Origin of the sequence: Sutterella sp. AM11-39, assembly GCF_003472385.1 — a bacterium.
GTDB classification, from domain to species: domain Bacteria; phylum Pseudomonadota; class Gammaproteobacteria; order Burkholderiales; family Burkholderiaceae_F; genus Duodenibacillus; species Duodenibacillus intestinigallinarum.
In genome coordinates this window covers 230,303-255,815 of record NZ_QRLV01000001.1, presented here as the reverse complement: position 1 = coordinate 255,815, position 25,513 = coordinate 230,303, and the positions used below count along the sequence as shown (strand labels likewise).

The 25,513-nt window shown below is 57.6% G+C and carries 22 protein-coding genes; 17 read left to right on the top strand and 5 right to left on the bottom strand.

The annotated features are described in order from the left end of the window. Positions 1 to 86: 86 nt before the first annotated feature. The 7 genes from rph (at position 87) to DW133_RS01175 (ending at position 6,605) form a co-directional block, all read left to right on the top strand. A complete protein-coding gene (gene rph, locus DW133_RS01205) occupies positions 87 to 809 on the top strand; it encodes a ribonuclease PH (RefSeq protein ID WP_118274410.1) in 723 nt (240 codons plus the stop codon). 20 nt (positions 810 to 829) lie between these two features. Next, positions 830 to 1,429 carry an RdgB/HAM1 family non-canonical purine NTP pyrophosphatase gene (gene rdgB / locus DW133_RS01200; RefSeq protein WP_118274408.1) on the top strand — a complete coding sequence of 200 codons (600 nt, stop codon included), beginning with the start codon at positions 830 to 832 and terminating at the stop codon, positions 1,427 to 1,429. Continuing rightward, positions 1,416 to 2,576 (top strand): radical SAM family heme chaperone HemW, encoded by a 1,161-nt coding sequence (gene hemW, locus DW133_RS01195; RefSeq protein ID WP_118274406.1) that lies wholly within the window; start codon positions 1,416 to 1,418, stop codon positions 2,574 to 2,576. Before rdgB ends, hemW begins: the two co-directional genes overlap by 14 nt. A 14-nt stretch (positions 2,577 to 2,590) precedes the next feature. Then, a complete protein-coding gene (locus DW133_RS01190; RefSeq protein WP_233542068.1) occupies positions 2,591 to 3,808 on the top strand; it encodes a murein transglycosylase A in 1,218 nt (405 codons plus the stop codon). A gap of 118 nt (positions 3,809 to 3,926) precedes the next feature. Then, positions 3,927 to 4,304 carry an iron-sulfur cluster insertion protein ErpA gene (erpA, locus tag DW133_RS01185; protein ID WP_118274402.1) on the top strand — a complete coding sequence of 126 codons (378 nt, stop codon included), beginning with the start codon at positions 3,927 to 3,929 and terminating at the stop codon, positions 4,302 to 4,304. A 233-nt stretch (positions 4,305 to 4,537) separates the two neighbouring features. After that, the gene (dcuC, locus tag DW133_RS01180; protein ID WP_118274400.1) at positions 4,538 to 5,803 is read left to right on the top strand and encodes a C4-dicarboxylate transporter DcuC; all 1,266 of its coding nucleotides are present in this window, start codon (positions 4,538 to 4,540) and stop codon (positions 5,801 to 5,803) included. Positions 5,804 to 5,945: 142 nt separating this feature from the next. Next, positions 5,946 to 6,605, top strand: coding sequence for a cyclase family protein (locus DW133_RS01175; protein WP_118274398.1), 660 nt, complete (start codon positions 5,946 to 5,948; stop codon positions 6,603 to 6,605). A gap of 61 nt (positions 6,606 to 6,666) precedes the next feature. On the opposite strand, the gene metG is transcribed toward DW133_RS01175, so the two are convergent. Next, the gene (gene metG, locus DW133_RS01170) at positions 6,667 to 8,796 is read right to left on the bottom strand and encodes a methionine--tRNA ligase (RefSeq protein ID WP_118274396.1); all 2,130 of its coding nucleotides are present in this window, start codon (positions 8,794 to 8,796) and stop codon (positions 6,667 to 6,669) included. Positions 8,797 to 9,005: 209 nt separating this feature from the next. Between metG and DW133_RS01165 the strand changes: the two genes are divergently transcribed. After that, positions 9,006 to 10,199: an RtcB family protein gene (locus tag DW133_RS01165; protein ID WP_118274394.1), complete on the top strand. Its 1,194-nt coding sequence runs from the start codon at positions 9,006 to 9,008 to the stop codon at positions 10,197 to 10,199. Between the two features lie 148 nt (positions 10,200 to 10,347). Further along, a complete protein-coding gene (gene apbC, locus DW133_RS01160; protein WP_255415069.1) occupies positions 10,348 to 11,451 on the top strand; it encodes an iron-sulfur cluster carrier protein ApbC in 1,104 nt (367 codons plus the stop codon). A gap of 71 nt (positions 11,452 to 11,522) precedes the next feature. Here apbC and recN read toward each other — a convergent pair whose 3' ends face one another. The 4 genes from recN to DW133_RS01140 form a co-directional block, all read right to left on the bottom strand. After that, positions 11,523 to 13,199 carry a DNA repair protein RecN gene (gene recN, locus DW133_RS01155; protein ID WP_118274392.1) on the bottom strand — a complete coding sequence of 559 codons (1,677 nt, stop codon included), beginning with the start codon at positions 13,197 to 13,199 and terminating at the stop codon, positions 11,523 to 11,525. Positions 13,200 to 13,264: 65 nt separating this feature from the next. After that, positions 13,265 to 14,224 carry an NAD(+)/NADH kinase gene (locus tag DW133_RS01150; RefSeq protein ID WP_118274390.1) on the bottom strand — a complete coding sequence of 320 codons (960 nt, stop codon included), beginning with the start codon at positions 14,222 to 14,224 and terminating at the stop codon, positions 13,265 to 13,267. A 122-nt stretch (positions 14,225 to 14,346) separates the two neighbouring features. Beyond that, positions 14,347 to 15,429 (bottom strand): NAD(P)/FAD-dependent oxidoreductase, encoded by a 1,083-nt coding sequence (locus DW133_RS01145; protein WP_118274388.1) that lies wholly within the window; start codon positions 15,427 to 15,429, stop codon positions 14,347 to 14,349. A 183-nt stretch (positions 15,430 to 15,612) separates the two neighbouring features. Next, complete coding sequence (locus DW133_RS01140) at positions 15,613 to 17,121, bottom strand: M48 family metalloprotease (protein WP_118274386.1); 1,509 nt, start codon at positions 17,119 to 17,121, stop codon at positions 15,613 to 15,615. 151 nt (positions 17,122 to 17,272) lie between these two features. Between DW133_RS01140 and moaC the strand changes: the two genes are divergently transcribed. The 8 genes from moaC to DW133_RS01100 all read left to right on the top strand — a co-directional run bounded on the left by moaC (position 17,273) and on the right by DW133_RS01100 (position 25,504). After that, a complete protein-coding gene (gene moaC / locus DW133_RS01135) occupies positions 17,273 to 17,752 on the top strand; it encodes a cyclic pyranopterin monophosphate synthase MoaC (RefSeq protein WP_118274384.1) in 480 nt (159 codons plus the stop codon). 74 nt (positions 17,753 to 17,826) lie between these two features. Further along, entirely contained in the window at positions 17,827 to 18,546 is a 720-nt protein-coding gene (locus tag DW133_RS01130) for an AzlC family ABC transporter permease (RefSeq protein ID WP_233542067.1), read from the top strand. Between the two features lie 3 nt (positions 18,547 to 18,549). Beyond that, on the top strand, positions 18,550 to 18,879 hold the full coding sequence (locus DW133_RS01125; protein WP_118274382.1) for a branched-chain amino acid transporter permease: 330 nt from the start codon (positions 18,550 to 18,552) through the stop codon (positions 18,877 to 18,879). Between the two features lie 78 nt (positions 18,880 to 18,957). After that, entirely contained in the window at positions 18,958 to 21,048 is a 2,091-nt protein-coding gene (locus DW133_RS01120; protein ID WP_118274380.1) for a glutamine--tRNA ligase, read from the top strand. A 329-nt stretch (positions 21,049 to 21,377) separates the two neighbouring features. Further along, positions 21,378 to 22,784: a flavocytochrome c gene (locus DW133_RS01110; RefSeq protein ID WP_199588769.1), complete on the top strand. Its 1,407-nt coding sequence runs from the start codon at positions 21,378 to 21,380 to the stop codon at positions 22,782 to 22,784. Between the two features lie 33 nt (positions 22,785 to 22,817). After that, positions 22,818 to 23,150 carry an FMN-binding protein gene (locus tag DW133_RS10080; RefSeq protein ID WP_199588768.1) on the top strand — a complete coding sequence of 111 codons (333 nt, stop codon included), beginning with the start codon at positions 22,818 to 22,820 and terminating at the stop codon, positions 23,148 to 23,150. A gap of 117 nt (positions 23,151 to 23,267) precedes the next feature. Then, positions 23,268 to 24,341, top strand: a complete 1,074-nt coding sequence (locus DW133_RS01105; protein WP_158571083.1) for an FAD:protein FMN transferase — start codon at positions 23,268 to 23,270, stop codon at positions 24,339 to 24,341. A gap of 167 nt (positions 24,342 to 24,508) precedes the next feature. Beyond that, positions 24,509 to 25,504: an amidohydrolase family protein gene (locus tag DW133_RS01100; RefSeq protein WP_118274374.1), complete on the top strand. Its 996-nt coding sequence runs from the start codon at positions 24,509 to 24,511 to the stop codon at positions 25,502 to 25,504. Positions 25,505 to 25,513: the final 9 nt, after the last annotated feature.

Genomic DNA, 25,513 nt, shown 5'->3' with positions numbered 1-25,513 from the left:
ATTGTAGACGCTCACCTTAGAATGCTGAATGCGGCTGCGCCGATGTGGTGCGCAGCAGGAAATTTTGAGCGAAAGAAAGGATTGACATGACACAGCGACACGACGGACGCGCCAACGACGAGATGCGCTCCATTCAGTTTGAACGAGGCTTTACCTGCCACGCCGAAGGCAGCGTTCTGGTATCGGTCGGACGAACGAAAGTGCTGTGTACGGCCAGCGTCTCGCCGACGGTACCGAAATTTCTCAACGAAAAGAACGAAGGCTGGGTGACTGCCGAGTACGGTTTGCTGCCCCGCTCAACCGGTACGCGCACTGATCGTGAAGCCGCCCGCGGTAAGCAAAGCGGCCGCACACAGGAAATCCAGCGCCTCATCGGGCGCAGTCTGCGCGGCATCGTGGACCGCACCAAGCTCGGCCGCCACACGATCACGCTTGACTGCGACGTGCTGCAGGCCGACGGCGGAACCCGCTGCGCTTCGATCACGGGCGCCTATGTGGCTCTGGTTGACGCCGTTAATTTCATGCTTGAAAAGGGCATGATCGAAGAAAATCCGATCAAGGAAGCTGTCTGCGCGATCAGCGTCGGCATGACCGATGCCGGTCCCGTGCTTGACTTGGACTACGTCGAAGACAGTACGAGCGAAACGGACATGAATGTGGTGATGACCTCAAGCGGGCGCTTTATCGAACTGCAGGGCACGGCTGAAGGTTCTCCCTTCAGTCACGAAGACCTGACGGCGATGCTAGCGCTTGCCAAGAAAGGCTGTGAAGAAATTTTGGCGGCTCAGAAGGCTGCGCTTGCTGCATAAAGACGCAACGGAGGAGAAAAGTGAAGTTGGTTCTGGCTTCGGACAATAAGGGAAAGCTACGCGAGTTCGGCGCGCTTTTTGCTGATCATGGCATTGAGGTGGTTTCCCAAGGGGCGCTCGGTGTGACGCCTTGCGAAGAGCCCTTCTGCACGTTCTTGGAAAATGCGCTTGCTAAGGCGCGCAATGCGGCCAAGACAACGGGCCTTCCTGCGATGGCCGACGACTCGGGCATTACGGCTCATGCTCTCGTGACCGAACCCGGTGTGCATTCGGCCCGCTACAGCGGGAAAAAGAGCGACGACGCGGCCAACAACGCCAAGCTGGTCGAGCGCCTATCCAAGTTTGAGGACAAGAGCGCGCACTACACCTGTGTGCTCGTAGCGGTGCGCTCGCACGACGATCCCGATCCAATCGTTTGCGAAGGCTGCTGGTACGGTGAAATTATCGCGTCTCCCAAGGGGGACGGCGGTTTCGGGTACGATCCCCATTTTTACCTGCCCGAGCAGGGGTGCACGGCAGCAGAGTTGTCTGCTGAGGAGAAGAACCGTCTGAGCCATCGCGGCAAGGCCATGCGTCTGCTGCTTACGGAAATGCAGGAGCGCTGGGGTGTCGGCCGCTGATGTCAAGCCCATTGCACTATACGTACACTGGCCGTGGTGTGTGCGCAAGTGCCCCTATTGCGACTTCAATTCGCATGCGATCGGCTCGGGTGCGGATGAAGCCGGGTATATCCGCGCGCTTTTAAAGGACATAGATGCGGCGGTGGCCCTGTCCGGCCGCAGGCCCGTTTCGAGCGTCTTTTTCGGTGGCGGTACGCCGAGCCTGATGTCGGTGGCGGGCTTTGAGACGCTTATGAACGGTTTGCGCGAGCGTCTTCCCTTTGCCGAAGACGCTGAGATTACGTTGGAAGCCAACCCGGGTACGCACGAGGCGGCCCGCTTTGCCGGTTACGTCGCAAACGGTGTCAATCGCTTTTCCATCGGCGTGCAGAGCTTTAACGATGAGAGGCTCAAGGCGCTCGGGCGCATCCATGATCGCAGGCAGGCGCTGCAAGCCGTCGAAACGGCGCTCAAACATGTCGACAACATCAATCTGGACGTGATGTATGCCCTGCCAGGGCAGTCGATGGATGGTGCCGTGGAGGATGCCCGCACGGCCGTGGCGAGCGGTGCAACGCACCTGTCTTTTTACGAGCTCACGATTGAAGAGGGAACGGCCTTTTATAAGCGAGAGCCCGCGGGACTGCCCGATAATGATACGGCTGCGGAAATGGGCGAGACGGTGGCTTCAATCCTTGCGCAAGCCGGGTTTGAGCACTACGAAGTTTCGGGCTACGCCAAGCCGGGACACCGTTGCCGTCACAATCTCAACTACTGGACATTTGGCGACTACATCGGGGTGGGAGCCGGCGCGCACGGCAAGATTACGACCAAAGGCGGCATTCTTCGCACCGAACGGCGAGCTAATCCGCAGCTATACATGGACGATGCGGCCAACGGCCGATTTGCCGCTCAACTCAGTTTCGTGCTTGCCGAGTCTCTCCCCTTTGAATTCATGCTCAACGTTTTGCGTCTCTATGACGGTGTGCCTGTGAGCCTTTGGGAAGAGGCCACGGGGTTGTCCTTTGACGTGATCGGAAAAACGGTTGATGCGCTGCGTGGCGAAGGGCTTCTAGCCAAAGATCCTCAACGGCTTGTGTGTACGCCCCTCGGGCGCAATTGGCTCAGCACGGTGCAGGAGCGGTTCCTCGCCGACAACGAACTCTGAAGGAAGGTTTTCTCATGATCAATTGGCCAATGACGGCGGCTTTGGTCGGCAGCTTGCTTTTGTTTGGGTGCAGCACGGCACCGCAACAGGAAACGCCCCCAGAAAAGGAAACGGTGCCGCCGACGCCCGAGTCGCAAGATTTTGTCGCGGGCGACGTGCGTCTGCGTCCGGCGCAGTTTGCCGATCTGCCCGTCACGCGCGATGAAGACTGGGAACAGGCCCTCAAGGCGTTTCAGGTGTCATGCACGAACATGCAGCATCACTCGCTCTGGCGCGAGGCATGCCGCAATGCGCAAGGAATGCCTCAGGGGCTTGCCCGTGCCTTTTTCGAGGGCAATTTTGAGCTCTGGAAAGTCTCGGCCAGGGATTCGCAAAGCGGCTTTTTTATCGACAAGGGGCTCATGACGGGCTATTTCGAGCCCATTTTGCGCGCTAGCCGCGTGCGTCATGGCATCTATCAGTACCCGATCTACGGCGTGCCCGACGACCTCATCACGGTGGAGCTCGATTCGATTCACCCTCAGTTAAAGGGGCTGCGGCTGCGCGGCAAGTTGCAGGGCCGCAAGCTAGTTCCTTACGACGATCGCAAGGGCATCGCCTCTCGCAAGGATCTGGAGAAAAAGCATGTGATCTGCTGGGCCGACGACCCCGTGGAGGCGTTCTTTCTGCAGATCCAGGGATCCGGGCGCGTGTTGCTTGACAACGGTTCGCTCCTTCGTATCGGCTACGCGGATCAAAATGGGCATCCCTACAGAAGCCTGGGCGCCTGGCTGATTGAAAATGCGGGACTGACGCGTGATGAAATGAGCATGCAACGCATCAAGCAGTGGGTAAGAGACAATCCACAGCGCCGGCAGGAGCTTTTGAACGCCAACCCAAACTTCGTTTTCTTTGCCGAGCGCACGGGCTACTCCGACGATCAGGGACCGGTGGGCGCTCAGGGCGTGCCGCTTACGCCTCTGGCTTCCGTTGCGGTTGATCGGCGCTACTGGAAACTCGGAGTGCCCTTTGTGACGGCCGCAAGCCAGAGCATGCCCGCGATGCAGTTTGTTCGTCCAGTAATTGCTCAGGATACGGGAGGCGCCATCAAGGGCGTGCTGCGCTTTGACTACTTCTGGGGACTCGGAAACGAGGCGGGCAATCGCGCAGGCAGCCAAAAAAGCGACGTGAGCGCCTGGGTGATGGTACCCAAGGGACAGAGCCCTGCGGCGGTTTTCTCGCAGAGGCTTTGAAAACGGCCAAAGCGGCCCCATATATGCACCGAAGCGACCGTTATAATGGCACCACTTTGACACTGAAGCACGGCCAACGAATTGATTTGCCGTGCTTTTTCGGGAGACAGATTGAGATATGACTGAAGAGAACACCCAACTGCAGAATCCTTCCCCGGAAGAAGCGCCCGAACCGCTGGTCTTTACGGACGCCTGCGTGGCGAAGGTGAAGGAGCTGCTTGCTGCCGAAGAAGATCCCAACATGCCTCTGCGCGTTTTTGTGCAGGGCGGCGGTTGCCAGGGCTTCCAGTACGGTTTCCAGTTTGAAGAAAAGGCGGCGGAAGACGACGAAATCATTGAGCGCGACGGCGTGACTTTCCTCGTTGATTCGCTTTCCATGCAGTACCTGGTCGGTGCCGAAATCGACTTCAAGGAAGATCTCGAAGGCTCGCAGTTTGTGATCCGCAATCCCAATGCGGTGACGTCCTGCTCCTGCGGCTCGTCCTTCTCGGTTTAAGGCTCATTGAGGCGTCCGAACGACGCCGCGGCCTAACACGAAAAAGCTCTCCGATGCGGGAGCTTTTTTGTTAACCGCTGAGTTTTAGTCCTATCGGCGCAAAAGTTTTCGTCCAATTTGTTCGTTTCAAAAGGTTGCATCTCCTTTCAAGGCGTTGCCGTCTTAGAATAGGCAGATCAAAACTCGTAGGGGCTGCGTCTTATGAAAAGCAGCCCGGTTAAGGAGAGATATTCATGACACTACTGTCCTGGATTGCCGTTGCAGTGATCTTCGTAACCATTTGGGCGTTGATCAAACGTTGGGAAACGCGTCTGGTGCTGATTGCCGCCGGTCTTTTCCTGTGCATCATCAGTCTTGACCCGATGATGGGTTTGAACCAGTTTGCCAAGTCGATGACGAACAATTCGCTCATCATGGCAATCTGCGGTTCGATGGGCTTTGCCTTTACGGCTACTTACACGCAGTGCGACCGCTCGCTCGTGCACTACCTGGCCGCTCCGATTCGCGGCTTGGGCCTTTTCCTGGTCCCTGTCTCGACAGTGATCACGTTCTTCGTGAACATCGCCATTCCGTCGGCCGCGGGCTGCGCCGCCGCCGTGGGCTCTACGCTGATTCCGCTGATGCTGCGCGCGGGCATTAAGCCTGCCGCCGCTGCTGCCGCCGTTTTGGCCGGCACGATCGGCTCTTATCTCTCGCCGGGTACCTCGCACAACCCGTTCGTCGCCAAGATGGCCGGCATGGACGTGATGGAATTCATCGGCACGCACACCTACTACTCGCTGATGTGCGGCGCCATTCTGGTGGTCGGCACGGCCGTGGTCTGTTTCTTGATGGGCGACGGCAAGGGCGATACGAACGCCCAGGTTGACGAAACCAAGATCAAGAACGAAGACTTCACGCCGAATCCTCTCAAGGCTCTCGTGCCGCTCGTTCCGATCACGATTCTGGTCGTCGGCAACATGTGGGTTCCCGCCATCAAGATGGGCGTTGCTCAGGCTATGTTGATCGGTGCGATCTGCGCCCTGCTCGTTTCGCTCAGCAACCCGCAGGAATTCTCCAAGAAGTTCTTTGACGGTATGGGCAAGGGTTATGCTGACGTGCTCGGCATCATCATCGCCGCCGGTGTCTTTGCCGCCGGTCTGCGCGCCACGGGTCTGATCGACGCCTGCGTTGACGCTCTGAAGGACTCCAACGACATCGCTCGCTGGGGCGGTTCCCTCGGTCCCTGGATCATGGGTGTGATCACGGGTTCGGGCGACGCTGCCACGTTGGCCTTTAACGAAACGGTGACGCCGCACGCCAAGGACTTCGGCATGACGATTGAAGGTCTGGGCGGTTTGGCCTTCCTCACCGGCGCTCTTGGCCGTACGATGTCGCCTCTGGCTGGCGTGACGATTCTCGTCTCGGGTATTGCCATGGTCAACCCGATCGACGTGATCAAGCGCACCGCGATCCCCTGCATCATTGCCGTCTTTGCCTGCGCCTTCCTGATGGTTTAAAGGCGACGAAAGCAGCCGCCGCGAGACTGTGTTCAGAGCTCGCGGCCGGCTTGATGGAAAACCGGACCGACAAACGATGGATTTCGATCTTTTGTTTGCGGCCGGTTTTTTGTTGGACTGAAAACGCAAGGAGTGCCCGATTATGGAAAGACAGCCGAAAGCGGTGGTAGCACTTTTCGCGTCACTGCGCGTGGCGGATCTGTCGCATGTTGTCGACAACGCCACGAAGCCGTATCCCGGCGATCCGGCTCCGCGTTTGGAAACGGAGGCTGACATCACGCACGACGACTGCTGCGTGACGCGGATTTCCATGGCGACCCACACGGGGACGCACATTGATGCTGCGGCGCACGTCATGCACGGCGGCAAACGGCTCGGAGACTATCCGCTGACGGCATTTTCGGGGTCGGCCCGCGTGGCGGATCTGCGCGGCTTGGGTGAGGTTGATGCGACGGCGCTTGACGGCATTGAGCCTTGCGATTGGCTTTTGCTCTGTACGGGGCAAAGCGAGAAGTGGGGCAGCGACGCGTATTTCGGGACGGAACCGCGATTTACCGAAACCTTCGTCAAGGCGGCCGCAAAGATCGCGCGCAAAGGCATCGGACTGGACTGCTCGGGGCTTGATCGAGAAGGCGTGGATTTGCACCGGTTGTGGTTTCTGAGCGGCGGCGGACTGATGGTGGAAAACCTCACGGGTTTGGAAATGTTGCTTACTGAACCTCGAATCCTGTTTGCGGCCTATCCCTTGAAGCTAGCCGCCGGCGACGGCGCTCCGGTGCGTGCCGTTGCGTTGATCGGCTAAAGAAAGGCCCGCGCCTTCAGCAGAAAGACGCGGGCCGAGACAGACCGGTGGGAGCTGCGGATTAACGCAGACGCATACCGGGCTGAGCGCCTTCAAACGGCGTGATCAGATAGACGCCGGCGCCCTTGTCGGACTGATAGCTTGCCGCCAGAACCATGCCTTCGCTCAGGCCGAAGCGCATCTTGCGCGGGGCGAGGTTGGCGATCATCACGACAAGCTTGCCCACGAGTTCTTCTGGCTTGTAGTAGGCCTTGAGACCGGCAAAAACCTGGCGATTGCGGCCGTCGCCGATGTCGAGCTCGAGACGGATGAGCTTGTCGGCGCCTTCGACATGATCGGCCTTGACGACACGCGCTACGCGCAGATCAATCTTGGCAAAATCGTCGATGGTGCAGATGTCGGCCACCGCTTCCACTTCGGGAGCACTGACGGCGGTTGCCTCAATGGGCTTGGCTTCGACGGCAGGCTTTGCTTCAGCCTTCTTCGCAGGTTTCTGTACCTTGGCTTCGGCTTTGTCGGGATCGGGCAGCAGTACGTCGAGTTGCTTTTCGCGATCCACGCGTCCCATCAGATGTTCGAACTTCGAGATCGGACGTTCGCTTGAAAGCGTCTGATTGACACTGTCCCATTGCATGGAGCCGCAGTTGAGGAACTTCTCGACGCGTTCGGCTGTTGCCGGCAGCACGGGCTTGAGGTAGAGCGTAAGCAAGCGGAAGCCTTCGAGCGCAACGGACGCAACGTACTGAAGCTTGTCGGCGGTTTCCGGATTCTTGGCAAGTTCCCAGGGTTTTTCGCGATCGACGTATTCGTTGATGACGTCGGCGAGTTCCATCACACGACGCATGGCGCGAGCGTATTCGCGGTTTTCGTAATCGTTGCGGATGTCCTCGGACGCAGCGCGAATACTCGTGAGGATTTCGTCATTCATTGCGGCATCGGACACGCGGCCTTCAAAGCGCTTGAAGATGAAGCCGGCGGCGCGGCTGGCGATGTTGACGTACTTGCCGATCAGGTCGGAGTTGACGCGGGCCTGGAAGTCACCCTTAGTGAAGTCGACGTCTTCGACGCGGCTGTTGAGCTTGGCGGCGAGGTAGTAGCGCATCCATTCGGCGTTCATGCCGAGGCCCAGGTAGTCCATCGGGCTGATGCCGGTGCCGCGCGACTTGCTCATCTTCTGACCGTTGACGGTCATAAAGCCGTGCACATTGACGTGATCGGGAACACGGTAGGGGGTGCCTGCAAAGTGCAGCATGGCCGGCCAGAAGAGCGTGTGGAAGTAGATGATGTCCTTGCCGATGAAGTGAATCTGTTCGGTGTCCGGACGCGACAGTTCCTGCACGAAATCGAGTCCCTTCTTGGCGCAATAGGCTTTGAAGCTGGCCAGGTAGCCGATCGGCGCATCAAGCCAAACGTAGAAGTACTTGCCGGGTGCATCCGGAATTTCAATGCCGAAATAGGGGGCATCGCGAGAAATGTCCCAGTCGGCAAGATTGCCGTCGAGCCATTCGTTATCTTTGGCGAGCACTTCAGCTTGTACGCGGGGTTTGCCGTCGGCGCCATTTCCCATCGTCCAGTCTTTGAGGAAGGCCTGAGCACGCGGATCCGACAAGCGGAAGAAGTAGTGCGTGGAGGTCTTCAGAACCGGTACGGAACCCGAGATGGCGCTGTAGGGATTGATCAGGTCGGTCGGCGAATACACCGAGCTGCACTTTTCGCACGAGTCGCCGTACTGATCAGGCGCGCCGCACTTCGGGCAGGTGCCCTTAATGAAGCGGTCGGCGAGGAACATGCCGACTTCTTCGTCGTAGAACTGCTCGATGTCAGTGGTGTAGATGAGACCGGCATCCTTCAGACGGCGATAGATGTCCTGCGAGAGTTCGGTGTTTTCCGGGCTTTCGGTGCAGTGCCAGTGATCAAAGTTGATGTAGAAGTTGTCGAGATACTGCTGGCGACCGGCAGAGATCTTGGCGACAAATTCCTGCGGCGTAACACCCTGTTTGCTCGCCGCAATCATAATCGGGGCACCGTGAGCGTCGTCAGCGCATACAAAATGCACGTTGTTGCCGCACATTCGCTCGTGGCGCACCCAGATGTCGGCCTGGATGTATTCCAGAATATGGCCGAAATGGAAGGCGCCGTTTGCATAAGGCAGAGCGGTGGTCACGAAAATATTGCGCTTGGCGTTGCTCATTGTTTATCAGAAAAATCGGTTAAAAAAAGAAGGCCGCGAACGTAGGGAGTCGCGGTGCAATCCGACATTTTACTGCGCTAGACGGTGCGCCGAAAAGAGAGGACAAAAGCACAGCGAAGAGACATGTGTTCGTCTGCGTCATTTGTTGACGCACCATGCTGTAGGCTGACCTGTGCGGACGACCCAACAAAAGAAAAAAGAGAAGAGAAATGCCAATCAAGCAGATCATTGAATCGTCGCGCGTGCCCGTCAAAATATGGACAAACGACGTCGACGAAGGTTCCGTCAGACAGCTCAAGAACGTGGCTGATCTGCCGTTTGTATTTCATCATGTCGCTGCTATGCCGGACGTTCATGTTGGCATGGGCGCGACCATCGGAAGCGTGATTGCCACCAAAGGAGCCGTGATTCCGGCTGCCGTCGGCGTGGACATCGGATGCGGTATGGCCGCCGTCAAACTCAATCTCGAGCGAAGCGAACTCACAGAAAAACAGCTTGTCGCCGCATTTCAGGCGATTTTGCGTCGCACGCCGGTGGGCCTGACACAGCACAGAGAGAAGAACTGCCGCACGGAAATGTGCCTGCCGTTTTCCGACGAGATGGCAGAAATCGAATCCAAAAATCCCGGCATTCTCGATCCGATGCAAAACATGAACTGGCGGCTTCAGATGGGTACGCTCGGTTCGGGCAACCACTTCATTGAGCTTGAGGTTGACGAAGAAGGCGGCGTGTGGGTGATGCTACACTCGGGTTCTCGCGGTGCCGGCAACGTTATGGCGTCGCGTTTCATTAAGGAAGCAAAGACGCTGACGGCAGCCAAAGGCATCGAACTTGTTGATGGCGCGCTTTCTTACTTTGAGGAAGGCGAAGAGGCGTTCGACCGATACATGCAGGCGGTGCACTGGGCACAGAACTATGCACGCGCCAACCGCCGCACGATGGTCGACGACGTCATCAAGTCGCTTGAAGACGTATGGCCGCATGTTGAGCCCGTCGGTGAATTGATTGACTGCCACCACAACTACGTCGAAAAGGAAACGCACTTCGGAGAAGAGGTTTACGTCACGCGCAAGGGAGCCATTCGTGCTGGTATCGGCGAACTTGGTCTCGTGCCGGGCAGCATGGGTGACGCGTCTTACTTGGTCGAAGGACTGGGCAATGAGGAGTCCTTTATGAGCTCTGCGCACGGTGCCGGTCGCCGCTACGGAAGACAGGATGCCAAGAGACGCTTTACCGTTGAGGACCTCAAGGCGCAGACCGAAGGCATCGTGTGTCGCAAGGATCCCGGTGTGCTTGATGAAATTCCTGCTGCCTACAAGCGCATCGACTCCGTGATGGAAAACCAAAACGATCTCGTACGCGTGATCCACAAGTTCCGTCAGGTTCTGTGCGTCAAAGGCTGATTCGTTCTCCTCAGAAGAGCTTTGGTCAAATGTCCGACTAGATAGCTCGGACTTTTCCTTGTAAACTCCAACTCCATGCGCGGGTGCGACGCGTGCCTGCGCATTGTTTACGCAACCGGCGACGAACTGTGAAGCGCTTGTCGCCACCATTAAGAAAGAACACTATCCCATGCTGACCAAAGAACAAGTGCAGGAGATTGCAGGTGCAGTGCTTGATCCGGTACTCAACCTGCCGCTTTCGGAATTTAAGGCCATCAAGAATGTCGTCGTCGACGGCGATGCCGTTGCCGTGACCGTGTGTCCCGGTTACCCCGTCAAGAGTGTTGCCGACGAATTGGCTTCCCGTGTCAAGACGGCGCTCACGCAGGCCGGTGCGGCTTCCGCGCTTGTGACGGTTTCGGGCGAAATCATTGCTCACCGTGTGCAGCGCACGCTCAAGACGATGGCGGGTGTCAAGAACATTATTGCCATCAGCTCCGGCAAGGGCGGCGTGGGCAAGTCCACGGTGTCAGCCAACTTTGCTCTGGCGCTTGCTGCCGAAGGCGCTCGCGTGGGCATGCTCGACGCCGATATCTATGGTCCCTCGCAACCCACGATGTTGGGTGCCAAAGGTCAGCCGACGAGCCGCGACGGCGTCAACATGGATCCGATCGAAAGCCTGGGTCTGCAGATCAACTCCGTGGGCTTCATGATTGATCCGGAAGAGCCGATGATCTGGCGCGGTCCGCTGGTCGCGCAGGCGCTCACCCAGCTTCTCAATCAGACTGCTTGGGATAACCTCGACTACCTCGTGATCGACATGCCCCCGGGAACGGGTGATGTGCAACTTACGCTCTCGCAGTCTGTTCCGGTCACAGGGGCCGTTGTAGTGACGACGCCTCAGGACATCGCGCTTCTGGACGCCAAGAAGGGCCTTCGTATGTTTGAAAAGGTCTCGGTGCCGGTGCTCGGTATCGTGGAAAACATGGCGCTCTTCCGCTGCCCCAAGTGCGGGCACCTCGAACACATCTTTGGAGAAGGCGGTGCCAAGCGCATGAGCGAACAGTACAAGGTTCCTGTTTTGGGCCAGTTGCCGCTTGATTCGCGCATCCGCGAACAGGCCGACTCGGGGCTGCCCACCGTGGCGGCTGATCCCGATGGTGAAATCGCTTCGATTTATCGTCAGATCGCCTTGCGTGCGGCTGCTTACGTGGCGCGTACTGCCAAGGACATGAGTCAGGTGATGCCTTCCGTGAAGGTCGTCAACGACTAAAAACACAATGCCCCGGCATCAAGGTCGGGGCAAAGTTTGAGGAGCGGGAAGGTCGGAGACGATTTTCTCGCTTAATTTTTCTCAACGGTCTCGTCGGCCTGTTTTGCGCTCTCGATAAGTTCCTGCGCGGCCTTGAGCGTAGCGTCGGTGATCTGCAGGCCACCGGCCATACGGGCAATTTCGCGGATGCGCTCTTCCTCCGAAAGGGGTTTCAGAGAACTCGTCGTCACGTCATTGAGCGTTTCTTTTTGCACAAGCCACTGGTTGTTGGCGCAGGCTGCAACCTGAGGAAGGTGAGTGACGCAAAGCACCTGTCGAGTCTGACCGAGACGGCGCAGCAGACGCCCGACGACCTCGGCTACGGCTCCGCCGATGCCGCTGTCGACCTCGTCGAAAATAAGCGTGGGTACCGGCGTGATCTGTGCGGTGATCACGGCAATGGCAAGCGAAATGCGGGCCAGTTCGCCGCCGGAGGCCACTTTGGTGAGCGGTCGCGGCGTGGCTCCGGCGTGCCCTGACACCAGGAATTCACAGCGCTCCAAGCCGCCTGCCCAGGGTTCGCACTTCGGGAGCGTGATCTGCAGACAACCTCCGGTCATGGACAGGTGCTGCATTTCATCAGTCACTGCTTTTGAGAGATCCTGAGCGGCCTTCATGCGCGCTTGGGTGAGCGCTGCTGCGCGTTTCAGAAAAACTTCTTTGGCGCGCTTTTCGTTCTCTTCCAAAAGCTCGATGTCGGCGTTCTCAGCGAGTTCCTCGAGCCGTGCCTTGACTTCCAGGCGGTACGCAAAAAGATCTTCGGGAGCGCGGTGCAGTTTGCGCGAGAGCTTCCAGTACATCGACAGACGTTCGTCGATTTCTGCAAAGCGCGATTCGTCGACGTTGAAACGATCGAGGTGGTGTGAAAGGTCGCGCGAAATGTCTTCGAGAATAGCGCTTGCTTCTGATAGAGACTCTTCGTATTGCGCAAGCTCCGGATCGAATTTGGCTGCGGCGCTCAGATCGGCCTGCGCCTGCATCGTCAATCCGACGGCCGTCACGTCTCCCTGTGAGAGAGCGTCGGTTGCGGCACGAATGTGGCTGACGATTTCTGCGCCGTTTGAAAGCAGGCTGTGTTCCTTGGAGAGTTCCTCCCATTGACCTTCCCTGGGATCGAGTTCGTCAAAGAGTTCGTTGATCCAGCCCAGCCGCTCGGCCTCTGCCTGCTGCTGTTCGACGTTTTGTGTGGCCTGATTGAGAAGTCTCACGCGCTCTTGCCATTCGAGCCAGGCTTCGCGCACTGCTAGCCGTAGCGGTTGTGTGCCGCCGAATCCGTCGACGAGCTGCAGTTGGTACGAGGTCTTCAGAAGCGATTGGTGCGCGTGCTGCCCATGGATGTCGACCAGGCGTTCGCCCAGTTCACGAATTTGAGAAACGGTCACCGGAGTGGCGTTGATCCAGGCGCGCGACCGCCCTTTGATATCAACCGTGCGACGCAGAATCACGATGTCGGTTTCGTCGAGACCGGCCGAGGAGAGCCACTTTTTCACGCGCGGCGTGACATCGAATTCGGCGCAGACTTCAGTGCGCTGTGCACCTTCGCGAATGAGCCCTGTGTCGCTGCGGGCGCCCAAAACGAGTTCCAGCGCGTCGATCAGAATGGATTTGCCCGCACCGGTTTCACCGGTCAGACACGTTAGCCCCGAGGAGGCTTCCACAACAAGCGAGGGGACGATCACAAAATCTTTAAGGGACAACAACTGAAGCATTCTTAACTCTCGAAAGCAAAGGACAAGTCCGGACGTTTGTCGATGGAATCAAATGGGTTGAAGTGTTAGTCTGACGATTTTTCTGAGGTTGTCGGATGAGGAATCTGAACCGGCGTGGTCTGATCCTGCAGGGGTGTGTGAATCGGATGTTCGGATTGCGGCAGGTAGTTCCACTTGAGCTTGCGGCGTAGCAAATCGAAGTGGTTGTAGCCGACCGGGTGAAGCATGGTGAAGCGCTCTTTGCTTACTTTGACGCGCAATACGTCACCAGCCTGCACGTCAATGAGTACTTGAGCGTCGAAACTTGCCACGGCGCTGCGGGTTTCGTTTACCTCAATGTCAATCTTCGTGTGCGAGCCGAGCACGATCGGGCGGTTGGAGAGGGTGTGCGGCGCAATTGGCACCAGGAGCATGCTGGAAACGGACGGATGCATGATGGGACCGCCCGCGGCCATCGCGTAGGCGGTCGATCCGGTCGAGGTGCTCACCAGAACGCCGTCGGCGCGCTGCACTGCCATCTGGAGACCGTCAACGTAGACGGTGTACTCGACCATACCCAGAGCGCGGCCGTGGCTGATACCGATGTCGTTGACGGCCAGTCCCTCAAAGAGCATATTGCCTTCGCGCCAGACGCTGCCTTCGAGCATGCTGCGCTCGTCGGCGACGTATTGACCGAGCAGCATGGCAGGAAGCAGCCGATTCATGTCTTCGAGCACGATGTCGGTGATAAAGCCCAGGCGCCCGGCGTTGATGCCGATCACGGGAACTTTGTAGGCCGCCATGGCGCGTGCGGCGCCGAGCATGGTGCCGTCGCCACCAATGGCAACGGCCACGTCGCATACGCGGGCAATCTCTTCGGCTGATCCCGACTCGAAAGGACAGTCGCTCGGCATGTGGGCCGCGGCGTTTTCGTCCAGATAGGGCGTGCAGCCCGTGCGGGTGATGAGATCCGTCAGCTCTCGAACATAGCGGGAGATGGCGCCCTGAGGCTTGGCGATGACGGCAACGCGCTCAAATTTTTGCATCGATTCAAAGCTCAAAGAATGGTTCGATCGAGAGTGTAGCAATTTGCGCCGGACAGAAAAAACCGGCCGAAGTCGGTTGACCGCGGCCGGCGTCGGATTCTGTCGAAGTAACGTCAGACGAATCAGTCGTCGAAGGTGGGCGTTTCAACGCCGAGCACCTTGTGCAGCTTCGGACTCGTCGTGGTGTACTGCAGGAACACCTTCTTTTCCGGGAAGACGTACTTGGACGCGCCGAAGGCAGCCAGTGCGCATTCATGGAAGCCAGACAGGATGAGCTTCTTCTTGCCCGGATAGGTGTTGATGTCACCCACGGCGAAGATGCCCGGGATGGAGCTTTCGAACTTTTCCGTGTCCACAACGATCTGCTTGCGGTCAAGTTCCAGACCCCATTCGGCGATCGGACCGATCTTGGGCTGAAGGCCGAAGAACACGAGCAGGTGGTCCAGAGGCATGCGGCGCACGACGCCGTCGCCGCCGGTGACGCGGATTTCGGTCATCTTACCGTCTTTTTCTTCAAAGCCCGTCACCTGACCGACTTCGAACTGCATTTCCCAGTTTTCGCACAGCTCGCGCATACGGGCCACGGACGAGGCAGCAGCGCGGAAGCCGTCGCGGCGGTGCAGCAGCACGACACTTTCGGCCTTGCCCACGAGGTTGAGCGTCCAGTCGAGAGCCGAGTCGCCGCCACCGCAGATCACGACGTTTTTGCCGGCGAAGAGTTCGGGGTCACGCACGCGGTAGTGCAGCTGGGTGCCTTCGAACTTTTCGATGCCGGGCACGCGCAGCGGGCGGGCCTGGAAGGAGCCCACGCCGGCGGCGATGATTACGACCTTGCAGAGGAACTTGGTGCCCTTGTCGGTTTCAACGTCAAAAAGGCCGTCTTCGCGCTTTTTCACCACGCTGACTTCCTCACCGAGGTGGAAGGTGGGGTTGAAGGGGTGAATTTGCTTGAGAAGGTTTTCCGTGAGTTCGTAGGAGGAATACACGGGCACGGCCGGGATGTCATAGATCGGCTTGGTGGGATACAGTTCCATGCACTGGCCGCCGACGTTTTTCAGCGAGTCGACGACGTGAGCCTTTATTTCGAGAAGGCCGAGCTCGAAAACCTGAAAAAGACCCACGGGGCCGGCACCGACGATCACGGCGTCGGTTTCAATGACCTGGTCGGTGGGTTCGGCAACGTTCAGATAATCTTCAATAGCCATAGTTGTCGTTTAAGTCTGTCAAATATTCGTTGAGCATAGGGCGGCGTCAGCTTGACGCGCGCAAAAAACCGGCGCGCAAAAACCCCGTCTTGCACGCAGGCGAATCGTTGGGCGTATTTTCGCACACGATCCCGCTGTTTTGAATAAGGAAAAAAGACGACTTCGCCGGTTCGTAGCGGATAATCAATCCTTTTTCTGGTCGAGCACTTTCTGGCGAAGTTCACGCAGTTTGGCGTCAATTTCGCTCATGATGTAGAAGTCGCCGTCGTTGGCTTTCTGTGCGAGCTCAAACTGATAGACCGCGGCGCGCGGGTTGTCCAAAAGCGCGTACATATCACCTGTGGCGGCAAAGGCCATCGACTTTTTGCCGAGAGCTTCGTAGCTGCGCGCGAGGTACATGTGATAGTCGGGGTTGGTGCGCGAAAGGGCCGACTGCTTGCGCAGGTAGTCGACGAGCTCCTGATGCTTGCCGCTTTGAAAGAGCAGTTCGACGTAGTTGGATGCGGCCAGTCCCGAGTAGGGATACTGCTCGCACGTTCCCTTGGCAACGGCAAGTGCCTGGTCTTTCTGAGCCTGCGTTTTAGCGACCTGATAGGTGAGTTCCGACAGGTGTTTATCCAGAATGACGCTTTTTTCTTTGCTCGCGGCTTTGGCGGCGCGGATGGCGGCAAGCGCTTTGTCCTTCTGGTTCATCTTCGCGTAGGCAACCGACAGGCCGTATTGCGTTGCCACAAGACTGTAGCCCGTGGGATGGCGCTTGAGTTCGTTTTCAAAGCTCTTCGAGACCTTAAGCCAGCCGTCGTACGTTGTTTCCTGCAGCACGCGTGCGCGCGCCTTCACAAGGAAGAAGTCCATGCTGTCGCGATGTGTGACCGGGGCCATGTTGCGGGTGCGGTTTTGCATGTCGCTCATACGCTCGGTCGTCATCGGGTGGGTGGAGATGTACGCGGTGCTTGTCGTTTCGTACCAGCGGTTGTTCTGCTGCAGCCGCTCGAAGAACGCTTCCATGCCGAGAGGATCGAATCCGGCGTTTTGCAGCGTTGAAAGTCCGAAGCGGTCGGCTTCGCGTTCTGCATCGCGCGAGTAGCCGAGCTGTTTGCTCAGCATTGCCGCTTGGGTGCCCAACATCACGCCCATGGCGGCATCGCCGCCCGAGCTGCCGCCGGCACGTGCCGCAAGCAGCGCGAGCAGAATCGAGCCGATGGTCATCGCAAGCGATCCTTTGCTCGACTCGATCATTCGGGCGATGTGTCGCTGCGTGACGTGGCCGATTTCGTGACCGATGACGCCCGCAAGTTCGCTTTCGGTCTGCGCGGCGACGATCAGGCCCGTATGCACGGCAATAAACCCGCCCGGCAGTGCGAAGGCGTTTAACGATTTGTCACGGATCGGAAAGAAAAAGAAATCGTAGGGCGAGGGGTTGGCGGCCGCCACAAGCCGATAACCCAACCGATTGATGAAGTCGGTGATCTCGGGGTCCGGCATATAGGACCTGTCCGCGCGCACGCGGCGCATGAGCTGTTCGCCGAGATTGCGCTCTTCGAGCACGGTGAGGTCGGCGCCGACTACATTGCCCAGACTCGGAAGGTTAAATTCGCCCACGCCGCCCGCAAGCTGCGCGTATGCGCCTGCCGGCGGAAGGGCAAGCGAACAACTGACGGCAAGAACGGTAAGCGTTTTAAGAAAGCGCACGGAATTGAAAACCTATAAGTCGGACGGCGGCAAGCCGTCGGCAGGATGTCGATTGAATCGAAGCCGAGAACTTCGGTTGTGTATCATAGCGGCCTGCGGCCGAGGCGTGGTTTCTTCGGACGACTCAAAACGCAATCTATTGCTACGAAAGATGACAGAACTCACTCATTTTGACCAAGCCGGCAACGCGCATATGGTTGACGTCGGCGCCAAGGATCAGACGCATCGCGTGGCGCGTGCGCAAGGCTACATCCGTATGAAGTCCGAAACCTTTGCCATGATCTCTCAGGGAACGGCCAAAAAGGGCGATGTGATCGGCATTGCCCGCGTGGCGGCTATTATGGCGAGCAAAAAGACGTCGGACCTGATCCCGTTGTGTCATCCGATTGCGCTCACGCGCGTGGCCGTTGATTTCGAGTTTGACGAGGCAAAGAGCACCGTGCGATGCGTTGCAACCTGCGAAACGCGAGGGCAGACGGGTGTGGAAATGGAAGCTCTCACCGCCGTGCAGGTTGGGCTTCTCACGATTTACGACATGTGTAAGGCCGTTGATCGCTTCATGGAAATCGGCGGCGTCAAGTTGCTCGAGAAATCCGGCGGCAAATCCGGTCATTGGATTGCTCCGCAGTAACCAATTCTTTATCTGATCGATACGCGACGGCAGGCTGATTTGCGTCAGGCCTGTCCGTTTGTTTTTTGAGGAAAATGCATTTCGACTCCGAACTTCGAGACTCGGTGCTGACGGCTTTTCGCGACTCCATTCCTGTGATGATGGGGTATCTGCCGCTGGGCTTTGTCTTTGGTTTCTTGTTTGCTCAGGCAGGTGCCGCCGTTTGGATGGCGCCGGTATGTTCGATCATTGTCTACGGCGGCGCCTCGCAGTACATGATGGTGCCGATGGTCGCGGCCGGCGCTTCGGTGCCGGCGATCGCCTTCGCAACGCTTGTGATCAACCTGCGACACATCTTCTACGGCGTGTCGCTGCTGCAGAAGGTCCCTTCCAAGGGCTGGGCGCGTTGGTACATCGCCTATACACTCACCGACGAGACGTACTCACTGCTCTCGATCATGCCTGTCGGTACGCCTTTGGCGCGCATGCTTTTCGTGTGTTTTTTCAATCACCTGTGGTGGATTCTCGGTGGATTTGTCGGTGCGCTGGCGGGCTCAAGCGTGACGATCGGGCTCACCGGTCTTGACTTTGTGCTCACGAGTCTTTTTGCCATGCTGACGGCTGAACAGTGGCGCAATCGCAAGACGGCGCTATCGCTTTGGGTGGCGCTTTTCGGATACGCCGCTGCTCGACTGCTGATGCCCGAAAACGCTCTTGCCGTCTCGATCGCTTTGTGTGCGGTTGCGGGGCTTGCATGGGGAGCTTCCCGCCGCAAGCGAGATGCGGGCAACTGCGTTTTGAACAAGGAGGCCTAAGGGATGGATTTCGGATACTTGATGCTTGTGTTCATCGCTATGGCGGCGGTGACCTTTGCCGAACGCGCGCTTCCCTTTGCCGCAAGCAAATGGCTGCAAAAACAGCGCTGGGTAAGAGATCTGGGCGACTTTTTGCCTCTTGCCATTATGGTGCTTTTGACCGTGCACGCCGCAACCGACGCGGCCGTGGCGCGTGATGCAGCTCCCACTCCCGAAGTGGTGAGCATCGCTTTTGCCTTTGTGCTGCAGTGGTTCCTGAAAAATCCTCTGGTTTCGATCTTTGCGGGCACAGCCCTGTATGTCGCCTGGGTCAACGGTTACTTGCCCTTTTGACGCTAAAATTCATTTTTTACGCCTGCGCTTGTCAGATAGGCCCAACTCCTTGGGCGCGTAAGGCTTGGACTCTTTGAGATGACTGATAAAGAAACTGCCGACATCGAAGCGGGCGCCACGCGTCCGACCAACTTCATCCGCCAGATCATTGAAAACGATCTGGAGCAGGGCAACAACCTGCCGCGCTACTGGTGCGGTCATCCGGCTCCCTATTCCGAACAACTGCAAAAGGGTGAGCCCGATTGGGCGCGTATTCGCACGCGTTTTCCGCCCGAACCCAACGGCTATCTGCATATCGGTCACGCCAAGAGCATTTGCTTGAATTTCGGACTGGCGGCCGATTACAAGGGCGTCTGCCACATGCGCTTTGACGACACCAACCCGGTTAAGGAAGACCAGGAGTACGTTGACGCGATCAAGGAAAGCGTCCGCTGGATGGGCTTTGACTGGAAGCATGGCACGGAAGACAATCTCTATCACGCGTCCGATTATTTCGATTGGATGTACCAGTTTGCCGAACATCTGATCAAGACCGGTTACGCCTACGTCGACGAACAGAGCGCCGACGAAATGCGCGCCAATCGCGGCACGCTTTTCGAACCGGGCAAGAACTCGCCTTATCGCGACCGCAGCCCAGAGGAAAACCTGCGCATCTTCCGCGAAATGCGCGACGGTAAGCATCCGGAAGGCTCCATGGTGTTGCGCGCCAAGATTGATATGGCTTCGCCCAACATCAACCTGCGCGATCCGGCGATCTATCGCATCCGTTTTGCTGAACACCAGTCCACGGGCAATAAGTGGTGCATCTACCCGATGTACACCTTCGCGCACCCGATCGAAGACTCGCTCGAAAATATCACCCACTCGATCTGCACGCTCGAGTTTGACGACCAGCGCGCGTTCTACGACTGGGCGCTCGAGCGCATTGTGCCGGTACTTCGTACGCCCCAGTACGAAGAAGCCAAGAGAATCATCGCCGACATGGCTGCCGGCAAGGACGATCGCGCGCTGGCGTTTGCCCGCGCTGCGTTCAACGCCGCTGACAAGCTCGGTCAGAGCGAACCAGAAGTGGCCATGCGTGAGATCTTTGGCCGCTGGTCTGCCACGGGTGGTCCGGAGACGCTCGAAGGCACCGAAGGCAAGAGTTTCTTTACGTTGTTGCAGATGAACACCGAAAACTTCACGCCGTTGCTTCAGAGCGCGTTGTCGGTGGTGCGCAACAACTTCTTCCTGCTTTCGCATCAGTACGAATTCAACCGTCTGAGTCTCACCTATGTGGTGCTCTCCAAGCGCAAGCTTATTTCCCTCGTTCAGCAGGGGCTGGTCGACGGCTGGGACGATCCGCGTATGCCTACCCTCGTCGGTCTGCGTCGCCGCGGCTACACCGCCGCAGCATTGCAGAAGTTCGTCGAAAACTGCGGCGTGAGCCGCGTGGCTGGCGGTTGGATTGACTACAGCGTGCTTGAGCAGTCGCTTCGCGAGGACCTGGAAAGCACGGCCGAACGGCGCGCCGGCGTTGTGCATCCGTTAAAGCTCATTCTGGACAACTATCCGGAGGGTAAGAGCGAAGAGCTTGTGTGCCCGAATCACCCGCAAAAACCCGAAATGGGAACGCGTACGGTGACGATGAGCCGGGAACTCTGGATCGAACAGGAAGACTTTGCCGAAGTGCCTCCGAAGGGCTATCGCCGACTGACGATTCCGGCCGACGGTACGCCCGCCAAGCCCGTGCGTCTGCGCAACAGTTACGTGATTGTGCCCACGTCCTTTGAAAAGGACGCCGAAGGCAACGTCGTGTGCGTGCATGCCGACTACCTGCCGGAAACCAAGAGCGGTACGGCCGGCGCCGATTCCGTCAAGACGAAGGCGGCCATTCACTGGCTTGACGCCAAGACCGCCGTCCCCGCGCAGTTCCGTATGTACGATCGTCTCTTTACGGTGCCGCAGCCTGACTCGGCCGAGGATTTCCTCGACGTTTTGAACCGCGACAGCAAGTTCGTGAGCCAGGGTTTCGTTGAACCCAACGTGGCTGCTGCCGCTCCCGAGACGCGCTATCAGTTTGAGCGCGTCGGCTACTTTGTGACCGACATCAAGGATCACAGCGCCGAACATCCGGTGCTTAACCTTGCCGTCGGACTGCGCGACAGTTGGGGCAAGAACGCGAAGTAACAGAATCTTTCCCCAGCGGTACAAGAGCCTGCCCGAATTCTCCCGTTCGTCGTCATTCGACGCTCGGAGGTCGGACAGGCTTTTTTGTTTGTGTAAAGGCCAATTCATGGTTTTGTATTTAGTCAAACAAAAAAGATGTCGGGTAGGGACATCCGAAAGTTTGAACGGGTGCTTTTGACGTTTCTCCATATAATCGCTCAGGTTGAGTGCGGCCTTTTTTGCGCCGGCGGGTGGCTTGCGCGCAAAAAAGTTGAGAAAGCGGTCGTGCTCAGAAAACCACAGATCGATTCAAATAGGAATCGACAATCTTTGTTGGGGAGACAACAAACATGAAAAAGATTCTTATCGCAACCGCAGTCGCTGCCGCCTTCGGCATGGCCAACGCTGCCGAACAGGCTGACATTGTCGTGATCGGTGCAGGCGGTGCCGGTATGGCTGCTGCCGTTCAGGCGCACGACAACGGCGTCAAGAAGGTTGTGATCATCGAAAAGATGCCGATGGTCGGCGGTAACACGATCCGCGCTACCGGCGGTATCAACGCTGCTGAAACGCCGCAGCAGGCAAAGCTCGGCATTAAGGACAGCATCGAACAGATGTACAAGGACACGATGAAGGGCGGCCACAACCGCAACAATCCTGAACTCGTGAAGGTTCTGTGCGAAAACTCCAACGATGCTGTTCAGTGGCTGATCAAGCTCGGCGGTAACTTCAACGACGTCGGCTTTATGGGCGGCGCCACCAACAAGCGTTGCCACCGTCCGACGGGCGGCGCCGCTGTTGGTCCTGAAGTTGTCAAGACGCTCTATAACGCTGTTGAAGCCCGCAAGATTGATCTGCGCACGGACTCTCAGGTTGTCGACCTGATTGTCAAGAACGGTGCTGTGGCCGGCGTCAAGGTTAAGGACGAAGACGGCAAGGTCTACGAAATCAACTCCAAGGCTGTCGTGAACGCAGCTGGCGGCTTTGCCGGCAACAACGCCATGGTTTCCAAGATCATTCCGCGTCTGAAGGGCTTTGCCACGACGAACCATCCGGGTGCCACGGGCGACGGCCTGCTGCTCTCCGAAAAGGTCAAGGCTGCCTTTGTTGACATGGACCAGATCCAGACCCACCCGACCGTTGTTGAAACGACCGGCGTGATGGTGACCGAAGCCGTTCGCGGCAACGGTGCTGTGCTGATCAACAAGGAAGGCAAGCGCTTCTTTGACGAACTCAACACGCGCGACGCTGTGTCGGCTGCCATCCTGAAGCAGACCACCGGCCACGCCTACATGTTCTTTGACGATGACGTTCGCAAGTCTCTGAAGGCTATCGAAGGCTACATCAAGATGCCGGGCATGGTCATTCAGGGTAAGGATCTTGACGAAGTGGCCAAGAACATGGGTGTTCCGGCTGCTAACCTGAAGGCCACGATGGCTCAGTACGCCAAGGATCAGGCTGCCGGTAAGGACAGCTGCTGCGGCCGCACCAAGATGGAACGTCCGCTCACCAAGGCTCCGTATTATGCTATTCTCGTCACCCCGGCCGTGCACCACACCATGGGCGGCGTGAAGATCAATACGAAGGCTGAAGTGATCAACGTCGACGGCAAGGTTATCCCGGGCTACTTCGCTGCTGGTGAAGTGACCGGCGGTGTCCACGGCGGCAACCGCCTCGGCGGCAATGCTCAGGCCGACATCATCGTCTTCGGTCGTATCGCTGGCAACAGCGCTACCGCTTACGTCAAGGCTCACTAATAACGCTGTAAAACTTAGAGGAGTTTTCAACCAATGATCAAGCAATTGATTGTTGCTGCATCTGCCGCTCTGCTCTGTGCAGGTGCTCAGGCCGCTACCTACAAGGACGGCACCTACACCGGTGAAGGCACCGGTAACGCCAGCAAGATTCAGGTGGAAGTTGTTGTTGCCGGTGGCAAGATCACTTCTGTCAAGGTTGTCAAGCATGGCGAAACCGAAATGCTGCTCAACGCCGCTCAGAAGAAGTTGTCCAAGGCAATTATCAAGAAGAACGGTACGGAAGGTGTCGCAGCTGTGACGGGTGCGTCCAATTCCTCCAAGGGCATCATCGAAGCTGTGAACAAGGCTCTCGAATCCGCCAAGTAATCAGCTCAGTTGCATGATGCAAAAAAGGCTCGGAGTGGGGAAATCCCGCACCGGGCCTTTTTCTGTATATAGTGCGCATACTCTTTGCATTTTTGTTCGACTGAAAGGATGTCAGCCTTGCCCAATACGACTTTTCGCATTTTCGCGCGCGCGCCACTCCTTGCGGCTGCCCTGTTTTGCGGTTTGAGTACGCTTGTTTCCGCTGCCGAAGAAGGCAAAACGCTCTATGAAACGCAGTATCAAGGGCTTGCGATGGGAACGCTGATTACGGCGCGTTTGATTTCGCCGGATGCCAAAGCCGCGCAAAAGCTCGAAGAGCTCGTATCAGAACGCGTCGATGACTACGAAACGCTTTTTACGGTGCACCGCGAGGGGCCTCTCTACGAGGTCAATAAACGCTCGGGCGAATGGGTTGAAGTCGACTGCCGCATCACCGAACTGACGGAAAAAGCCAAGGCCATAGCAGAGGCTTCCGACAGGGCGTTCGAACCCACGATCGGCACTCTTGTCAACGTCTGGAAGATCGGTTTCGGCGGCGATCAGGTTCCGGCGAGAAGAGATATTGATGCGGCGCTCAAAAAGGTTGACTACACGAAGATTGAAACGCAGCGCGAGGACAACGTCTGCCGCATGCGCATCGGCAAGGGGCAGAGCATCGATCTCGGGGCTATCGCTAAGGGGTGGATCGGCACGGCACTCACGCAGGATCTGGAGGCGGCCGGTGCCACCAACGTGATTCTTGACTTGGGCGGTAATGTTGCCTTGCTCGGAAAGTCTCCCGCAGGACGCGCCTGGAACGTCGGCATCCAGCGCCCCGACAAAGAACGAGGTCAAATCTTTGCCGTCGTCAAAGCCTTTGACGAATCGGTGATCACCTCGGGCGCGTACGAGCGCAAAATTGAGAAGGACGGCAAATCTTATGGGCACATTTTGAGCCCTGAGACAGGGATGCCTGTCGCTACCGACATTGCCAGCGTCACGATCGTCGATAAGGACGGGGCGCGCGCCGACGGCTGGTGTACGGCCTTGTTTGCGATGGGCGTAGAAAAGGCGGTCAAGAAAATGGCCGAAAAGAAGGACTTGGGCGTCTTTATTCTTGACTCCGACCTTAAGCGAGCCTGGGTGAGCAAGTGCATTGCCGATCGCGTAAAGATTCTGGATCCGGAGGTTAAACTGACCGTTGTCGAGTAAGGCGGTCGGCCGAATCACTTTTTTCTCAGGCGCGCTCGTGCGACATGGTTGACACAAGCGCGCGACCTAGTTAAATTAACCTAGATTTGCAGGCGCGTAGCGCCGCTGTCTGAGCTTGATGCTGACAGACAACGGGCGCTCGTGCCTTTTCGCTAGGAGAACCCTTCATGTCTTTTGATGAAAACGCGCCGCGAACCGTACGCGAGATGATCGAGCCGGCAATTAAGAAGGCCGGCGGTTGGGTAAACACGCACGCTCACGCAGACCGTGCGTTTACGTTGTCTCCCGAAATTCTGGAGATGCGTCGCACGCACTCTCTGCAGCAGAAATGGGACGCTCTGGATCGCTTAAAGAGCGAGTCGACTGAGGAAGACTTCTACCGGCGCTTTTCCATGTTCTTTGAACTGATGATCGAGCAAGGCTGCACGGCCTGCGCCACGTTCGTGGACATCGATCCTCAGACCGAAGATCGTGCCATCAAGGCAGGCCTTCGCGCCCGCGAGCACTATGCCGATCAGATCACTGTGAAATTTGCCAATCAGACACTCAAAGGAGTGATTGATCCGGAAGCGCGCAAATGGTTTGACATCGGCGCCGAAATGGTGGACATCATCGGTGGCTTGCCCAAGCGAGACGAACGTGACTTTGGACGCGCTGCCGAAGCTTTCGACATTTTGCTTGGCACGGCCAAAGAGCAGAACAAGATGGTGCACGTGCACGTCGACCAATTCAACCTCTCCAGCGAATACGAAACCGAAATGCTTGCGCACAAGGCGATTGAGCATGACATGCGCGGCCGGGTGGTCGCCATTCACGGCATCTCGATTGGTGCGCATTCCCGCATGTACCGTCAGCGTCTCTACACGCTTCTCAAGGAAGCCGGCGTGATGATGGTCTGCTGTCCGACGGCTTGGATCGACACGGCCCGTACCGAAATGATCGGCCCGATGCACAATTCGATGACGCCTGTTGACGAACTCGTGCCGGCCGGCGTCACGGTGGCGCTCGGTACCGACAACGTGTGCGACGCCATGGTTCCGTGGAGCGCAGGCGACATGTGGCACGAACTGCAGCTGCTTGCCACCGGCTGCCGCTTCGATGATTTCGAACAGCTCGTCAACATCGCTACCGTCAATGGTCGCAAGGTTCTCGGCATTGAGTAAAGGGGAAGA

What these genes read in the sequence shown, in the direction of transcription:
- DW133_RS10080 (WP_199588768.1), top strand. Translation starts at nt 22,818, where the DNA reads ATGATCAAGCAATTGATTGTTGCTGCATCTGCCGCTCTGCTCTGTGCA.
- metG (WP_118274396.1), bottom strand. Translation starts at nt 8,796, where the DNA reads ATGAGCAACGCCAAGCGCAATATTTTCGTGACCACCGCTCTGCCTTAT.
- DW133_RS01190 (WP_233542068.1), top strand. Translation starts at nt 2,591, where the DNA reads ATGATCAATTGGCCAATGACGGCGGCTTTGGTCGGCAGCTTGCTTTTG.
- recN (WP_118274392.1), bottom strand. Translation starts at nt 13,199, where the DNA reads ATGCTTCAGTTGTTGTCCCTTAAAGATTTTGTGATCGTCCCCTCGCTT.
- moaC (WP_118274384.1), top strand. Translation starts at nt 17,273, where the DNA reads ATGACAGAACTCACTCATTTTGACCAAGCCGGCAACGCGCATATGGTT.
- DW133_RS01100 (WP_118274374.1), top strand. Translation starts at nt 24,509, where the DNA reads ATGTCTTTTGATGAAAACGCGCCGCGAACCGTACGCGAGATGATCGAG.
- DW133_RS01125 (WP_118274382.1), top strand. Translation starts at nt 18,550, where the DNA reads ATGGATTTCGGATACTTGATGCTTGTGTTCATCGCTATGGCGGCGGTG.
- DW133_RS01130 (WP_233542067.1), top strand. Translation starts at nt 17,827, where the DNA reads ATGCATTTCGACTCCGAACTTCGAGACTCGGTGCTGACGGCTTTTCGC.
- DW133_RS01120 (WP_118274380.1), top strand. Translation starts at nt 18,958, where the DNA reads ATGACTGATAAAGAAACTGCCGACATCGAAGCGGGCGCCACGCGTCCG.
- erpA (WP_118274402.1), top strand. Translation starts at nt 3,927, where the DNA reads ATGACTGAAGAGAACACCCAACTGCAGAATCCTTCCCCGGAAGAAGCG.
- DW133_RS01150 (WP_118274390.1), bottom strand. Translation starts at nt 14,224, where the DNA reads ATGCAAAAATTTGAGCGCGTTGCCGTCATCGCCAAGCCTCAGGGCGCC.
- DW133_RS01145 (WP_118274388.1), bottom strand. Translation starts at nt 15,429, where the DNA reads ATGGCTATTGAAGATTATCTGAACGTTGCCGAACCCACCGACCAGGTC.
- rph (WP_118274410.1), top strand. Translation starts at nt 87, where the DNA reads ATGACACAGCGACACGACGGACGCGCCAACGACGAGATGCGCTCCATT.
- dcuC (WP_118274400.1), top strand. Translation starts at nt 4,538, where the DNA reads ATGACACTACTGTCCTGGATTGCCGTTGCAGTGATCTTCGTAACCATT.
- DW133_RS01110 (WP_199588769.1), top strand. Translation starts at nt 21,378, where the DNA reads ATGAAAAAGATTCTTATCGCAACCGCAGTCGCTGCCGCCTTCGGCATG.
- DW133_RS01165 (WP_118274394.1), top strand. Translation starts at nt 9,006, where the DNA reads ATGCCAATCAAGCAGATCATTGAATCGTCGCGCGTGCCCGTCAAAATA.
- DW133_RS01175 (WP_118274398.1), top strand. Translation starts at nt 5,946, where the DNA reads ATGGAAAGACAGCCGAAAGCGGTGGTAGCACTTTTCGCGTCACTGCGC.